13 protein-coding genes are annotated in these 15,273 nt (G+C 37.4%); 11 read left to right on the top strand and 2 right to left on the bottom strand.

Annotation, left to right across the window (positions count from 1 at the left end; all coding sequences use genetic code 11):
* Positions 1–20 precede the first annotated feature (20 nt).
* Together IPI31_07135 and nifJ are read right to left on the bottom strand one after the other, a co-directional pair.
* Positions 21–806, bottom strand: coding sequence for a hypothetical protein (locus IPI31_07135; GenBank protein MBK7567591.1), 786 nt, complete (start codon positions 804–806; stop codon positions 21–23).
* Positions 807–884: 78 nt separating this feature from the next.
* The gene (gene nifJ, locus IPI31_07130; GenBank protein ID MBK7567590.1) at positions 885–4,466 is read right to left on the bottom strand and encodes a pyruvate:ferredoxin (flavodoxin) oxidoreductase; all 3,582 of its coding nucleotides are present in this window, start codon (positions 4,464–4,466) and stop codon (positions 885–887) included.
* A 646-nt stretch (positions 4,467–5,112) separates the two neighbouring features.
* On the opposite strand from nifJ, the gene IPI31_07125 reads away from it, so the two are divergent.
* The 11 genes from IPI31_07125 (at position 5,113) to IPI31_07075 (ending at position 15,089) form a co-directional block, all read left to right on the top strand.
* Complete coding sequence (locus IPI31_07125; GenBank protein MBK7567589.1) at positions 5,113–5,547, top strand: hypothetical protein; 435 nt, start codon at positions 5,113–5,115, stop codon at positions 5,545–5,547.
* Between the two features lie 528 nt (positions 5,548–6,075).
* Entirely contained in the window at positions 6,076–6,426 is a 351-nt protein-coding gene (locus tag IPI31_07120) for an NADH-quinone oxidoreductase subunit A (GenBank protein MBK7567588.1), read from the top strand.
* Positions 6,417–6,995 carry an NADH-quinone oxidoreductase subunit B gene (locus tag IPI31_07115; GenBank protein ID MBK7567587.1) on the top strand — a complete coding sequence of 193 codons (579 nt, stop codon included), beginning with the start codon at positions 6,417–6,419 and terminating at the stop codon, positions 6,993–6,995. The genes IPI31_07120 and IPI31_07115 overlap by 10 nt, the downstream gene beginning before the upstream one ends.
* Positions 6,992–7,447, top strand: a complete 456-nt coding sequence (locus IPI31_07110; protein ID MBK7567586.1) for an NADH-quinone oxidoreductase subunit C — start codon at positions 6,992–6,994, stop codon at positions 7,445–7,447. Before IPI31_07115 ends, IPI31_07110 begins: the two co-directional genes overlap by 4 nt.
* 194 nt (positions 7,448–7,641) lie before the next feature.
* Positions 7,642–8,757 carry an NADH-quinone oxidoreductase subunit D gene (locus IPI31_07105; GenBank protein MBK7567585.1) on the top strand — a complete coding sequence of 372 codons (1,116 nt, stop codon included), beginning with the start codon at positions 7,642–7,644 and terminating at the stop codon, positions 8,755–8,757.
* Between the two features lie 145 nt (positions 8,758–8,902).
* Complete coding sequence (gene nuoH, locus IPI31_07100; GenBank protein MBK7567584.1) at positions 8,903–9,979, top strand: NADH-quinone oxidoreductase subunit NuoH; 1,077 nt, start codon at positions 8,903–8,905, stop codon at positions 9,977–9,979.
* 57 nt (positions 9,980–10,036) lie between these two features.
* The gene (locus IPI31_07095) at positions 10,037–10,507 is read left to right on the top strand and encodes a 4Fe-4S binding protein (GenBank protein ID MBK7567583.1); all 471 of its coding nucleotides are present in this window, start codon (positions 10,037–10,039) and stop codon (positions 10,505–10,507) included.
* 310 nt (positions 10,508–10,817) lie between these two features.
* Entirely contained in the window at positions 10,818–11,336 is a 519-nt protein-coding gene (locus IPI31_07090) for an NADH-quinone oxidoreductase subunit J (GenBank protein ID MBK7567582.1), read from the top strand.
* Positions 11,336–11,647 carry an NADH-quinone oxidoreductase subunit NuoK gene (nuoK, locus tag IPI31_07085; GenBank protein MBK7567581.1) on the top strand — a complete coding sequence of 104 codons (312 nt, stop codon included), beginning with the start codon at positions 11,336–11,338 and terminating at the stop codon, positions 11,645–11,647. The genes IPI31_07090 and nuoK overlap by 1 nt, the downstream gene beginning before the upstream one ends.
* 15 nt (positions 11,648–11,662) lie before the next feature.
* On the top strand, positions 11,663–13,585 hold the full coding sequence (gene nuoL / locus IPI31_07080; GenBank protein ID MBK7567580.1) for an NADH-quinone oxidoreductase subunit L: 1,923 nt from the start codon (positions 11,663–11,665) through the stop codon (positions 13,583–13,585).
* A 28-nt stretch (positions 13,586–13,613) separates the two neighbouring features.
* The gene (locus IPI31_07075) at positions 13,614–15,089 is read left to right on the top strand and encodes an NADH-quinone oxidoreductase subunit M (protein ID MBK7567579.1); all 1,476 of its coding nucleotides are present in this window, start codon (positions 13,614–13,616) and stop codon (positions 15,087–15,089) included.
* Positions 15,090–15,273 lie beyond the last annotated feature (184 nt).

Raw genomic sequence — 15,273 nt, 5'->3', positions numbered from 1 at the left:
TCCATTTAAAGGACAATAACTTATTCATCAATTAAAAACATATTGGAATTATGGAACTCAAATTCCCGTTTTATTCCAATTTGGTCCCAGTCGATTTGATAGTTAACAATATATTCGCCAAATTTATTATTGGTGGTGTCTGTAAGATTCATAATTACACCATAAAATCCGGTTTTGTATTGATAGGAGTATTGCTCAGAGGCCAATTTCTGGGAGTTGTGGACAATTGAAGTAATTGATATAAGAGGTGAAATTTGATCTTTAGACCCAAAAGCAAATAATGCAAAATATGTATTTGAATCTACCTTAAAAATTGCCTGTGGCTTGTCAATTTTCATATCTGCCCAGTGCAAGTTTCTGGCGAAATAAGTATACATCTGATTTGCCAATAAAATTACCTCATTTATTGCCACATGAAATGGGATCATTTTAATTTTAGATTCTTGGTAGAAATCATCCTCAAAAAAATAATCCCAGTCCGGTGAATCAATATTATTTCTAATTAAATCTTTTTTAAATTTACCAAGTTCCGCTGCTTTAATTTCAACTTTATTTTTTTTCAGCTCCCTAGCATAAGCTAGTGTTGAGCTATCTATCTTGTTTATTTTAAGTATTATTTCTTGTGTTTGAGATCGGGGATCGTAACTTACGCGAGTCACAATAGTTGCCTTTATGCTTTCATTAACGTCTAAAATGTAATCATTAGATTTCTCCAATGCATTTATATAGACTTCCTCATCTTCAGTTCGTTTACATGAACAAATTAAAACAGAACTCAACAACAAAAAAATCAGGGTAAATCTCATATCGCAAGTAGTTCACTGCAAAACGAAATTTACCCTTTACACATTGTTTGAATCAAAACTTAATTATCTGCTCAAAAACTACAATGCTTTCAATATATTCAACCTTTCCAAACGCTCTTTTATTCCTGCCTCAGCTTCGTGTAAGAACAATTCTGCCAATTTGGGGTCCTTGGTTTTTATAAGATCAAAACGGTTTTCGTGATACATGAATTCACTAAGCGGAATAGTTGGTTCTTTAGAATCCAATGTAAATCGATTTCCTTTTTCTTTTAAAGGATTATATCTGAACAATGGCCAATATCCTGCATTCACTGCATTTTTTTGTTGATCATTTCCGTGGCACATATCGTAACCATGAGCAATGCAGTGACTATATGCAATTATTAATGATGGTCCCGGAAAAGCTTCTGCCTCTTGAATTGTTTTAACGGTATGCACATCGTTTGCTCCCATTGCAATTTGTGCAACATATGCTTTGCCATGTGCTATAGCCTGCAGTGCAAGATCTTTTTTTCCGGTTCGTTTTCCGTTGATGGAAAATTTTGCACTTGCACCCAAAGGAGTTGATTTTGATTTTTGTCCGCCGGTGTTAGAATATACCTCAGTATCTAAAACAAAAATATTTACATTTTCACGGGTGGATAATACATGATCCAATCCGCTGAAACCAATATCATATGCCCAACCATCTCCACCTATTATCCAGATTGATTTTTCCGCAAGGAAATCGGCGAGCTGCATTAATATATTTGCTTGTGGCGATTTAATTGTCCGCAGGCGTTTTCTTAATTCGTTGATCTGCAATTTTTGTTTTTTAATATCTGCTTCGCCTGTAGCATGTGTTCCAATAATGGAATTAACTAATTCCTCCCCAACCACTTCTTTCATTTCCAATAACAGATCATGCGCTATTTCCATTTTTTTATCGGTGGCGAGTTTAATTCCCAATCCAAATTCCGCATTATCCTCAAAAAGTGAATTTGCCCATGCCGGCCCTTCACCGGCTTGATTAAACGACCATGGTGTTGTTGGCAAATTTCCACCGAAAATAGAAGAACATCCTGTTGCATTTGCAACTATCATTCTATCGCCAAATAACTGAGTAAGCAATTTTAAATAAGGTGTTTCACCACAACCTGCGCATGCTCCGGAAAACTCAAATAAGGGTTGCAAAAGTTGGGTTCCTTTTACTGTGTTTTTATTTATTCTTTCACGATCTACATCAGGTAGTGCAAGAAAATAATCCCAGTTTATCCTTTCACTTTCCACAAGGTTCATTTTATCCACCATATTAATTGCTTTATGTCCCGGTTCTGTTCTGCTTTCCACAGGACAATATTCCACACACAAATTACAACCGGTGCAATCTTCCACACTCACTTGTAAAGTATAAGCTTCGTGTTCCTTAAAAAATTCTTTTCCAATAGGATCATGCGATTTAAATGTTGCGGGAGCATTTTCCAACGCATCTTTTTCATACACTTTACATCTGATAGCAGCATGAGGACAAATAAGAAAACATTTTCCGCATTGAGAACAAAGTTGTTCATCCCAAACCGGAATATTTTCCGCAATATTTCTTTTTTCATATTGTGTAGTACCCGAAGGGTATACTCCATCAACCGGAAATGCACTTACCGGTAATTCGTCGCCTTCACCTGAAATAATTCTCGCCAAAACATTTTTCACAAAATCGCTGCTGTTATCCGGAACGGGCGCATCTAATTTTAAATGCCCTGTTGGAAGATCGCCGTAATTAATTTCAAATAAATTTTCTAAAGTTTTATCAACTGCTTCATAATTTTTATTTATTACAGCCTCTCCCTTTTTGAAATAACTTTCATAAATGGCATCTTTTATTTTTCCAATTGCTGTTTCTTTCGGAATTACATTACTAATGGCAAAAAAACAAGTTTGCAAAATGGTATTTATTCTGCTGCCCATTCCGGTTTCCTTTGCAACCGCTGTGGCATTTATCACATAAAATTTTAACCTTTTAAGAATTATCTCTTCCTGAATTTTTTCAGGTAGTTTACTCCAGACCTCTTCTTTGGAATAAGGGGCATTCAATAAAAATGTTGCGCCTTCTTCCGCGTCTTTAAGTACATCATATTTTTTCAAATAATTAAAATGATGACATGCAATAAAATTAGCGGAGTTGATTAGATATGCTGATCTGATCGGGCTTTTTCCGGCCCTTAAATGCGAAACTGTTAATGATCCCGATTTTTTGGAATCATATACAAAATATCCCTGCACAAAATCACCTGTTGTATCACCAATAATTTTAATGGAATTTTTATTTGCACTCACTGTACCATCGGCACCCAACCCGAAAAATAATCCACGGAAATAATATTGTTGTTCCAGAGAAAATGTTTTATCGTAATCGAGACTTAAATGTGTTACATCATCATCGATACCTATGGTAAAATGTTTTATTGGATTTTCTTTTTTTAATTCCGCAAAAATTGCTTTTACCATTCCCGCATTAAATTCTTTAGAGGCCAATCCGTAGCGACCTCCAATTACTAATGGTTGTGTTCCTGTAAATTCCTCATGTAATGCACTTATAACATCCATATACAATGGTTCGCCAATTGCTCCCGGTTCTTTACATCTGTCTAACACGGCAATTCGCTTAACTGTTTTTGGCAAAACATTAATAAAATCATTCACAAAAAATGGTCTGTATAAACGCACGAGTACAACACCGGTTTTTTCGCCGTTTTTATTTTCATGATCCACTAATTCCTGCACAGCTCCTGCCCCGGAACCCATGATGACAATAATATTTTCTGCATCTGCAGAGCCATAATATTCATATAGATTATATTTTCTTCCGGTTAATTCGGCAAACTGTTGGATTGTTTGTTTTACAATTCCCGGAACCTGCAAATAATAATTATTTCCCGCTTCGCGACTTTGAAAAAATACGTCCGGGTTTTGTGCAGTTCCTTTAATAAATGGATTTGCAGGATTTAAAGAACGACGACGATGTGCCAATACATCATCCATATTTATCATCGCTTTAATAGTGGAATCCGGAATTATTTCCACCTCACTTAATTCATGTGAAGTTCTGAATCCATCGAAAATATTTAAGAAAGGAATTCTCGATCTCAAAGTAGAAGCTTGAGCAATTAGTGCCATATCCATTGCCTCCTGAGCATTACATCCGAACAACATCGAAAATCCTGTCGATCTGCATGCCATTACATCGCTATGATCACCAAAAATTGAAAGTGCATGTGTTGCCAAAGCTCTTGCTGCAATATGAAAAACTGTTGGAGTAAGTTCACCGGCAATTTTATACATGTTAGGAATCATTAATAATAATCCTTGTGAGCATGTAAATGTTGTTGCAAGTGCGCCACCGGTTAGTGCACCGTGTATAGTTCCTGCGGCACCGGCTTCGCTTTGCATTTCAATAATTCTCGGAACCTGACCGAAAATATTTTTTATGTTTTTCGACGACCATTCATCTGCCAATTCGCCCATTGCCGAGGAAGGAGTTATTGGATATATCGCACATATTTCATTTGTTTTATATGCAATAGTGGCAGCAGCTTCGTTGCCATCCATAATATCGCGGATCACAGTATCTTTTTCTTTTTCGAGTGAAAGAATATCCTTTGATTTATCAATTAATTCAGCCATGAGATTGGAATTTAAATTTTATTAAAATAATGCCTGTATTTGGAGGTAAACTTCACGATAAATCAATGGAGGATGGATGAGATGGGTCAGTTTGGGAGGTGATAAATATCAATTGATAATTGATAATTGACAATTGACAATTAAACAGCCGGCGTTGATTTAACATTGGGGCCTTTTGGTCTTAAACCAATAGGCTGGTATGGAGTATGGAGGAAAAGGGGAACCCGCCAGTGGTCGGGCAGGCGCGGATGACGCTGATTGGGCGGATTTAAAGGGATAAAAATAAATAATGAAGGAATGAAAAATGAAAAAATGAAATCCCTCAACCTCCAAGGTTTTTTTTAACCTGGGAGGTCTGAGGGAAGGGGGAATTGAATGAAAAATGAAGGAATGAAAGAATGGAGGAAAAAGGAACCCGCCAGTGGTCGGGCAGGCGCGGATGACGCGGATTGGGCGGATTTAAAGGGATAAAAATAAATAATGAAGGAATGAAAAATGAAAGAATGAAATCCCTCGACCTCCAAGGTTTTTTTTAACCTGGGAGGTCTGAGGGAAGGGGAATAGAATTAAGAATGAAGGAGCAACCAGATAAACCACTAATTCATTATTTTAGCATTTTAATTTCTATACAAACAAATAGGTTCGTATGAGAATAATTTATTTTTCAATTTTACTCTTTGCAATTGCTAACTTTAGTAATTGCAAAGAAAGCTTAAATCCAAATACATCACGTTTAATAGATTCACCTGGGGAATATTTTAACCCGAATCTAGGAGTGAAAACAAAAGTGAGTATTTCGGATTACGATGTAACTGTGGAACTTTTTGATAATAAAAATATTTTGTTATTCAGGAACGATACATTGCCATTCAGTTCTGTACATGTATGGGGAATTTTTATGGAAAGTAATGGAGATGTTTGGATTGAGAGTTCAGATTATGGTCTCGTCTTATGTCAGTATGGCGAATTTCCAAATCCAAACTACACTCCAATTGACTATAATTTAGACAGCCAAAGCATTGAAAGGATTCCAAAAGAGATTTGGGAAATTATACCGAATTCTACAAAAAAAAATCTGTAACATGATTTCCAATATTCAAAAATATATTTTCATCAGCTTCGTTGTTACCTGAACTTCGTCATGTGAACGGATGACGAACTGGAGAATACCTCCACCTCCGAACCCACAAGAGTCCCTCACGGGTATAATTGATTTTTTATTTGTGTGAGTTGACACTGTGGGGACACTGTTTGGATGATTATCATCCACCGAATCCACAAAGTCCCTCACGGGTATAATTGATTTTTATTGGTGTGAGTAGACTATGTGGGGGCGTACGTTACGATATTGCCTGCGATTGCCCGCCAGAGTCTACACAGAAAATAAATCATTAAAATTTAATGTGTTTTTCATGTGGGACTCGGGCGGAATTGGAATCCACATCTTCTCTCTTGCGTAAAACTGATTTTTAATTTACGTGGGTTAACACCATGAGGAGAATTTTAGGAATGTAGTTTTCTCTCCTAATCCAAAGCAATTAAAATTAACCTCTTCGGTGATAAATACATTTGTTTACTAAAGCACGAACCCCTATTTTAGCCGCGATTTATGGGTCCGGCTTCGTTGATAGTTTTAATTATGGCAGCAGTTGCTTTTTCGGCGGCGGGAATTCTGTTATCAAAACTCGTTTTAAAGGCCAACAAAAGTGTTGTTAAAGGGGAGCCTTACGAGTGCGGAGTGCCTACTATCGGGCAAAGTTGGGTACAGTTTAATGTTGGATACTACCTTTTTGCCCTCATTTTCCTCATTTTTGACGTAGAACTCATTTTCTTATACCCTTGGGCCGTTACCGTTCAAAAACTGGGAATGTTTGCCTTTATCGAAGCTATTGTCTTTTTATTCATATTATTTATCGGATTTCTTTACGCACATAAAAAAGGAGCTCTCAAATGGATGTAAAAGACCCGAATATCAAGCAGGAGCCTTTTCCGGGCGATGTGCACCCCACAGCATCGGGTGGATTTTTGGTAACAAAACTCGACGATGTGATCAATTGGGCACGCTCAAACTCCTTATGGCCATTGGTTTTCGGGACAAGTTGCTGCGCAATCGAAATGATGAGCACTGCCAGTGCAAAATACGACTGGAGCCGTTTTGGCTTCGAAGTGGCACGCGCTACTCCCCGCCAGGCCGATGTGATCATCATTGCAGGTACCATAGTGAACAAAATGGCACCGGTTCTCAAGCGATTATACGACCAAATGCCTGATCCTAAGTATGTTATAGCAATGGGAGCATGTGCAACCAGTGGTGGTCCCTTCTTTTATAATACTTATAGTGTGGTAAAAGGCGCCGATCATGTTATTCCTGTTGATGTATATGTAGCAGGTTGCCCACCTCGACCGGAAGCCTTATTGCATGCTCTTATAAGCCTGCAACATAAAATTCAGGCAGGTGGCAAAAGAGAAAAAATGTTTATCGAAAAATATTCTGATAATCTTGATGTAAATAAACTCAATCAGAAATGACCACGGAAGAATTAAAAATAAAATTAAGTGAAATTGCTCCTTCCATTACTTATGAAGAAGGTGGCGAAATGCTTAATTTATTTATCGAAGCTTCTGAATTTAAAGATTTTGCGCAGGTAATTTTTAATGATGATAACCTGGCTTTCGATTATATGTTTTGTCTGACTTGTGTCGATTGGAAAACGCATTTAACCATGGTTTACCATCTAGAATCAACAAAACACAGACATATAATAGTAATTAAATCAAAATTAGACAGAGAAAATCCGGAAATTGAAACAGTTTGCGACATTTGGCGCACTGCAGAATTACTGGAAAGAGAAGTATATGAATTATTCGGCGTGCGTTTCCTAAATCATCCCGATCTGCGAAGATTATTATTAACAGATGATTTTGAAGGCTGGCCGTTGAGGAAGGATTTTGAGGATGAAGTGAATATGATAAAACTATGAGTAATGAGTTATGAGTAATGAGTTTTAATCCGTCTTGGTTCAAACTCACCACTCACTATTCACCACTCACCCAGAACGAAAATTATAATGTAAGCGTGATCGCACTCATTACTCACTTGTCCGCCGTAGCTTCAGCGAAGGAGGATAACTCATTACTCATTTAAAAAATGAACGTTAACAAATAGAATACCTTTATGTTACAAGAATTAATTCCCACTCAAGAAGGCGATCTGGTGATCAATATTGGTCCTCAGCATCCGAGTACGCATGGGGTTTTGCATCTTGTAATTACGATGAATGGAGAGACTATTAAAAAAATAGAACCACATCTCGGTTATATTCATCGTTCCATCGAAAAAATGTGTGAGAGTTTAAATTATCGGCAGTTCATTTATGTAACGAGTCGCATGGATTATTTATCCTCTCATATTAATAATCACGGTTGCGCTTTGATTGTTGAAAAAGGATTGCAAATTGAAGTTCCGCAAAGAGCACAGGTAATTCGCGTTTTAATGGATGAGCTTACACGACTTGCATCTCATCAGTTATGGTGGGGAGCTTTGGCAATGGATGTTGGAGCAATTACACCGTTCTTTCATGCTTTCAGAGAAAGAGAAATGATCACGGATATTATGGAAGATACTTGTGGTGCAAGATTAACAATGAATTATATCGTTCCAGGTGGTGTGATGGCAGAAATTCATCCTGATTTTCAGAGAAAGGTAAAAGAATTTATCGCATTCTTTAAAACCAAATTACCGGAATACGATGAAATGGTAACAGGTAATGTGATATTCCAAAACAGAATGAAAAATGTGGGATACATTTCTAAAGAAGATGCAATTTCTTATGGATGTTCCGGTCCTACCGCAAGAGCAAGTGGGGTAAATTGTGATATCAGAAAATTATATCCTTACGATGTATATAATACCGTAAATTTTGAAGAAGCCATTGAAACCGGTGGTGATTGTTACGCGCGATATTTAGTGCGCATGAAAGAAATTTATCAATCCATTTCCATCATCGAACAATTAATTGACAATATTCCCGAAGGTGATTTTCAAGCTAAAACAAAAGCAGTATTAAAATTACCAAAAGGAGAATTTTACACCAGAGTGGAAACAGCAAGAGGTGAATTCGGAGTATATATTGTGAGTGAAGGAGGAATGACCCCATACAGAATTAAATTCCGTTCACCCGGATTTTCCAATCTAAGCGCCCTCGACCACATGACACGCGGACAAAAGATCGGAGATATGGTTGCGATAATGGGGACGTTGGATTTGGTGATACCGGACATAGATCGATGATGATGTACCAATGTACCAATGAAAAAAAATGTACCAATGAACAGCCGAGTTAACTTTGATAATTACAGTAATCATCAAATAAAAAGATAATTAATAGGGAGACAACAATTACCAAATTGAAAATTAACAAATTACCAAATACCTAATGCCTTCATTCGAAAATATCGCAAACACTTTTGATACCTGGTTGAATAATACATTCGCCTCATGGCTGGCGCTTACGATAGAATTTGTGGTGGTGGGGATTTTATGTATTGGGTTGTTTGCGGTGTTGGGATTGGTTTTAATTATGATGGAAAGAAAAGTTTCTGCTTATATGCAGGTGCGCCTCGGACCAAACAGAGTGGGACCAAAAGGAATGTTTCAAACCGTTGCGGATACTTTAAAATTATTGGTGAAAGAGGGATTAACTCCAACCGGTTCCGATAAATTTTTATTTAACCTCGCTCCTTTTGTGGTGATGATCGCAGCGATGCTGGCACTTGCTCCACTGGGTTTTGCAAGGAATTTTCAGATCTGGGATATTAATATCGGGGTGTTGTATATCACTTCTGTTTCTTCCATCGGTGTTATAGGAATTTTAATGGCAGGATGGGCGAGCAATAATAAATATTCGTTGATGGGGGCCATGCGAAGTGGTGCTCAAATTGTGAGCTATGAATTAAGTGCAGGTCTCGCAATTCTCACCGTAATTATTTTCACCGGCGATCTTTCTATTTCTAAAATTGTGGAATCGCAGGCTGATGGATGGTGGATATTTAAAGGGCATATTCCTGTTATCATTGCATTTGTAATTTTTATCATCGCAGTAACTGCAGAAACAAATCGCGCTCCCTTCGATCTTGCAGAAGCAGAATCGGAATTAACTGCAGGTTTTCACACAGAATATTCGGGAATGAAATTCGCCCTTTTCTTTTTGGCGGAATATGTAAATATATTTATTGTATGTGCTCTTGGCGCCACTTTATTTTTAGGTGGTTGGATGCCATTGCATATCGGAAATTGGGAAGGATTTAATCGCATTATGGATTATATTCCCTCCTCCTTGTGGTTTATCGGAAAAACATTTTTTCTGATATTTGTGATCATGTGGTTTCGCTGGACATTCCCGCGTTTGCGCATCGATCAGTTGTTGAATCTGGAATGGAAATATTTGTTGCCTATCAGTATGTTTAATTTATTGTTGGCGACATTTATTGCGATCCAGGGCTGGTTTTTTTGAGCATTTGGTCCGCCGCGGCGGATTGGTAATTGTCAATTTAATAATTGAGTAGACATCATGTTTATAGTAAAATATATAAAAGAAGTTTATGGAGGTGTTAAATCGCTGCTTACGGGTATGCGGAGGACGGGTTATTATTTTACGCATCATAAACAGATCATTACGCAACAATATCCTGAAGAATTACCTGTACTTGCAGAAAGATTCAGAGGAGAAGTGGTGATGTTGCACGACGAAGCAAATGAACATGCCTGCACAGGCTGTACTGCGTGTGAACTTGCTTGTCCGAATGCAACAATTAAAATTGTCACCAAATTCGACATCACCCCCGAAGGAAAAAAGAAAAAAGCAATAGATAAATTTGTGTATCACCTCGAATTATGCACCATGTGTAATTTATGCATCGTGGCTTGTCCCACAGATGCAATTAAAATGGCGCAAACTTTCGAGCATAGTGTGTATGATAGAAGTTTGCTAACGAAGGTTTTAAATAAGCCGGGGAGCAAGATTCGAGAAGGGGTTGAGTAGTGGGGCGAATGGTGAGTAGTGAGTGGTGAGTTTGATCCTGCAAGGGAGGAGATTTATTGCAAATGGAATGAGTAATGAGTTATGAGTAATGAGTTTAATCTGATTGGGAACAAATTCGATATTCATATTTGAAAATTCTTGGTTGGAGTTAAAATTTTAAACCTAGGAATGTTCAAACTCACGATTCACGCCTCACGATTCACGAAAAAAAATTATCAATGAAAAATTAAATTATCAACCAGAAATAAAATTTCCAATCCCAACGAAAACCAAATCTAATTACTAACTACTAAATACTATATACTAAACCTTGACCGCTTACGACATCATATTCTACCTTCTCGCCGGATTTATTCTCGGAACCGGAATTCTCGCAATGACGACCACGAAAATATTCAGGGCAGCGATATTTTTATTGTTTTCGTTGATGGGTGTTGCGGGATTATATTTTTGGATGCATGTGGAATTTGTAGCTGCGGTGCAGATCATTGTTTATGTGGGAGGAATTGTAGTGCTCATCATTTTTTCCATTTTCCTAACACAGGAAGCTGGAGTGGAAATGCCCAAGGCAACGAATAAACGTTTGATCTTTTCTGCCCTGGCATCTCTGTGCGGAATTGTTTTAACAACACTATTAATTGATCAATACGCATTTCCTGAAATTTCCACAATGGAATTGGATGCATCACCAAATAATATCGGGGAAAATATGATGGATTATACGGAAAAAGGATATGCCCTGCCTTTTGAAGTGATCAGTATATTATTATTGTCGGCAATGGTAGGTTGTATCACCATCGCACTAAAATCAAAACCGGAAGAAGTATAATGGAAGTAACACTTACACATATTCTGTTTCTCAGCACCTCTTTATTTTTTATAGGGATGTACGGTTTATTTACACGCCGCAATATGATCACCATGTTGATGGCAATTGAATTAATATTGAATAGCGTGAACATAAATTTTGTAGCATTCAATAAATATTTATATCCGGAACAATTAACAGGAGTGTTTTTTACGATATTCATCATTGCCATTGCAGCCGCAGAAGCTGCTGTTGCAATTGCAATTATCATTCATATTTACAGAGATCATAAATCCATTGATGTGGAAGATTCGCAGGATATGAAATATTAACCTTGAAAGAATAAAATGAGTAACTACAATTATATAGCCTTAATTCCAATTTTACCTCTTGCAGGATTTTTATTGCTTGGGTTATTTGGAAGAAGGTATTTTAATAAGGTATCCGGAATTTTAGGAACACTCTTGTTAGGTGTTTCTGCAATTTTATCACTCGTTGCCGCTTATCAATATTTTATTGCAGATGGTATGGTGGATGGAGTGTATCCAGTTATTGAACCATTTAAATATACCTGGCTGCAATTTACCGATTCCTTATCCATCGATATGGGAATTATTTTAGATCCTATTTCGGTGATGATGCTCGTGGTGGTAACCTTTGTTTCCCTCATGGTACATATTTATAGTCTGGGTTACATGAAAGGGGAAGAAAGATTTGCAACCTATTATTCCTATTTGCAATTATTCACTTTCTCCATGCTTGGTTTGGTAATATCCTCCAATTTATTCCAGATATATATGTTCTGGGAACTGGTGGGTGTCTCCTCTTATTTATTGATCGGATATTATTACGACAAACCTTCAGCAGTTGCCGCAAGTAAAAAAGCATTTATTGTTACACGTTTCGCCGATCTGTTTTTCCTCATAGGAATTTTAATATTGGGATTCACTGGAAATTCATTCGATTTTAATACACTTATAAATACTCTAACATCCGCGGAATTTGCAACACATTTCGGTGCAACATTTTTAGGAATTTCTGTTGTTACTTGGGCACTTACTTTAATATTTATCGGAGGTGCAGGCAAATCTGCCATGTTTCCTTTGCATATTTGGTTGCCTGATGCAATGGAGGGACCTACACCTGTTTCCGCATTGATACATGCTGCTACCATGGTGGTTGCAGGGGTATTTTTAGTTGCGCGATTATTTCCTGTTTTTGCAATTACTGATTCCGGCGCACTGGAAATTGTTGCCTATGTCGGAATATTTTCCGCACTATTCGCGGCAGTAATTGCATGCACACAAAATGATATTAAAAGAGTTCTGGCATATTCCACCATGAGCCAAATTGGTTATATGATGTTTGCCTTGGGTGTTAGCAGTTTTGGTGAACATGGAGCCGGTTACACTGCAAGTATGTTCCATTTATTCACTCATGCATTTTTTAAATCCCTATTATTTCTTGGAGCCGGTGCCGTAATTCATATGGTGCACAGCAACAATATGTCGGATATGGGAGGATTGAGAAAATATATGCCGATAACTAATATCACATTCTTAATTGGTTGTCTCGCAATTGCAGGTGTTCCTCCCTTCGCCGGATTTTTCAGCAAGGAAATGATATTACATGCAGCTTACGAATCGCATCCAATTATATTTTATGTTGCATTAATTACGTCAGGACTTACTGCATTTTATATGTTCCGTTTATATTTTTCTATCTTCTGGAACAAAGAGGCACATTTACACGGTGAACACCACAGCGAAGGAACCTTTACGATGAAATTACCCCTTATTGTATTATCTACACTAAGTATACTCACGGGATTTATTCCTTTCGGAAATTTCGTTTCCTCTGACAGAACGGTATTACACGGACATTTTGATATTGTATTTTCCATTGCTCCGGTATTGATCGGATTATTGGGAATTTTCATCGCCTATAATTTTTATCAGAAACAAAGTGACAGACCCGCAAAAATTGCCGCATCAGCCGGTGGATTATATAAAGCAGCATATCAGAAATTTTATATTGATGAGATTTATACCTTCATCACCAAAAAAATTGTTTTTAATTTAATCGGTCGCCCGGCGGCTTGGTTTGATAGAAATATTGTGGACGGATTTATCAATTTAACAGGAAATACAACAACTAAAATTTCATCCATGATCAAAGGATTGCAGTCGGGGAAAGTACAGGGTTATGCTATGTATTTCTTTGGAGGTGTATTGGTGTTGACCCTGGTTTTTATTTATTGTTTAAAATAAAAGAATTATAATACAGGTAAATTAAAATATGAATTTAAATGTACTGATCATATTACCTTTTTTAACAGCGATGTTCATCCTATTCAGCAAGGATCTGAAACAGATCCGTATGGTGGCATTTATGGGAGCTGCGCTGCAATTGGTTTTGGGGGGATTTTTATTATATGTTTATTGTGATGCGAGAGCTGCGGGTGATACAAGTCAATTTTTATTTGAACAGAGTTTTGCCTGGTATCCCTCTTTAAATATTAATTATCATATAGGGGTGGATGGAATTTCCATAGCGATGATATTATTAACGGCATCAGTAGTATTAGCTGGTGTATTAGTATCCTGGAATGAGTCGAGAATGTCGAAGGAGTTTTTTCTTTTACTTACCTTTTTAGCATTAGGTGCTTATGGATTTTTTATTTCCCTGGATCTTTTCACCTTATTTTTCTTTTTAGAACTTGCAGTCATTCCGAAATATTTATTGATAGGTATTTGGGGAAGCGGAAAAAAAGAATATTCCGCAATGAAACTCGCCCTGATGTTAATGGGTGGAAGTGCATTGGTGTTGGTGGGAATTTTAGGGGTTTATTTTTATGGCGGAAATAGTTTTGATCTTGTTTCTGTTTCTCAGAATTTTATTCCGATAGAAATGCAACGTATATTTTTCCCATTATTATTTGTGGGATTCGGAATATTCACTGCAATTTTTCCATTTCATACCTGGGTGCCTGATGGGCACTCCTCAGCTCCTACGGCGGCATCAATGTTTCTGGCGGGCATTTCTATGAAATTGGGAGGATACGGATGTTTAAGGGTTGCTATGTATTTAATGCCGGAAGCAGCACATGAATATCAACCAATAATAATAGTATTATCCACCATCGCAATTATTTACGGAGCCTTTGCAACATTAATGCAAACAGATCTTAAATATATCAACGCATATTCATCCGTTTCGCATTGCGGATTTGTTTTATTGGGAATCGGAATGTTAAATCAAACTGCAATAAATGGCGCAGTAATGCAAATGGTTTCTCACGGATTAATGACAGCCCTGTTCTTCGCCGCAATCGGAATGTTATATACCAGAACGCATACAAGAATGGTTTCGCAATTGGGAGGATTATTAAAAGTGATGCCATTTATTTCCACGGTATTTGTAATTGCGGGTTTATGTTCATTAGGACTTCCCGGCTTCAGTGGATTTGTTTCTGAAATGACGGTATTTATGGGCGGATGGCAAAATCCCGAAGCCCTCTACCGCATCGCAACAATTTTAGCCTGTGCAAGCATAGTTGTAACCGCAGTCTATATCTTAAGAGCAACCGGTTCCGCCATCATGGGACCCATAACAAATAATAATTACACATTAATAAAAGACGCCACCTGGAATGAACGCTTGGCGTCCATAGTTTTAATAGCAGGAATCGTTTTAATAGGTATGGCTCCGTTTTTATTAACGGATCTGATTGGAAGTGGGGTATCGGAGATTATGATGAAGGTGGGGAAATAGGAAGTAGGAAATAGGAAGTAGGAAGTTTTGATCCAGGTTGGAACTATAACTCACTACTCACTATTCACCACTCACAAAACGAGTAATGAGTTATGAGTAATGAGTTTACTAAACGACAGTTATAACTCTTGACTCCTGACTAATGACTCCTGACAATTGACAAACAATAAAAAGCACAAAAATC

This window comes from Bacteroidota bacterium, assembly GCA_016706865.1.
Classification (GTDB): Bacteria; Bacteroidota; Bacteroidia; order Chitinophagales; family BACL12; genus UBA7236.
The sequence above is the reverse complement of the archived record's forward strand: the minus strand, read 5'-3'. Positions and strand labels throughout refer to the sequence as shown.

What these genes read in the sequence shown, in the direction of transcription:
- IPI31_07135 (MBK7567591.1), bottom strand. Translation starts at nt 806, where the DNA reads ATGAGATTTACCCTGATTTTTTTGTTGTTGAGTTCTGTTTTAATTTGT.
- nifJ (MBK7567590.1), bottom strand. Translation starts at nt 4,466, where the DNA reads ATGGCTGAATTAATTGATAAATCAAAGGATATTCTTTCACTCGAAAAA.
- IPI31_07125 (MBK7567589.1), top strand. Translation starts at nt 5,113, where the DNA reads ATGAGAATAATTTATTTTTCAATTTTACTCTTTGCAATTGCTAACTTT.
- IPI31_07120 (MBK7567588.1), top strand. Translation starts at nt 6,076, where the DNA reads ATGGGTCCGGCTTCGTTGATAGTTTTAATTATGGCAGCAGTTGCTTTT.
- IPI31_07115 (MBK7567587.1), top strand. Translation starts at nt 6,417, where the DNA reads ATGGATGTAAAAGACCCGAATATCAAGCAGGAGCCTTTTCCGGGCGAT.
- IPI31_07110 (MBK7567586.1), top strand. Translation starts at nt 6,992, where the DNA reads ATGACCACGGAAGAATTAAAAATAAAATTAAGTGAAATTGCTCCTTCC.
- IPI31_07105 (MBK7567585.1), top strand. Translation starts at nt 7,642, where the DNA reads ATGTTACAAGAATTAATTCCCACTCAAGAAGGCGATCTGGTGATCAAT.
- nuoH (MBK7567584.1), top strand. Translation starts at nt 8,903, where the DNA reads ATGCCTTCATTCGAAAATATCGCAAACACTTTTGATACCTGGTTGAAT.
- IPI31_07095 (MBK7567583.1), top strand. Translation starts at nt 10,037, where the DNA reads ATGTTTATAGTAAAATATATAAAAGAAGTTTATGGAGGTGTTAAATCG.
- nuoK (MBK7567581.1), top strand. Translation starts at nt 11,336, where the DNA reads ATGGAAGTAACACTTACACATATTCTGTTTCTCAGCACCTCTTTATTT.
- nuoL (MBK7567580.1), top strand. Translation starts at nt 11,663, where the DNA reads ATGAGTAACTACAATTATATAGCCTTAATTCCAATTTTACCTCTTGCA.
- IPI31_07075 (MBK7567579.1), top strand. Translation starts at nt 13,614, where the DNA reads ATGAATTTAAATGTACTGATCATATTACCTTTTTTAACAGCGATGTTC.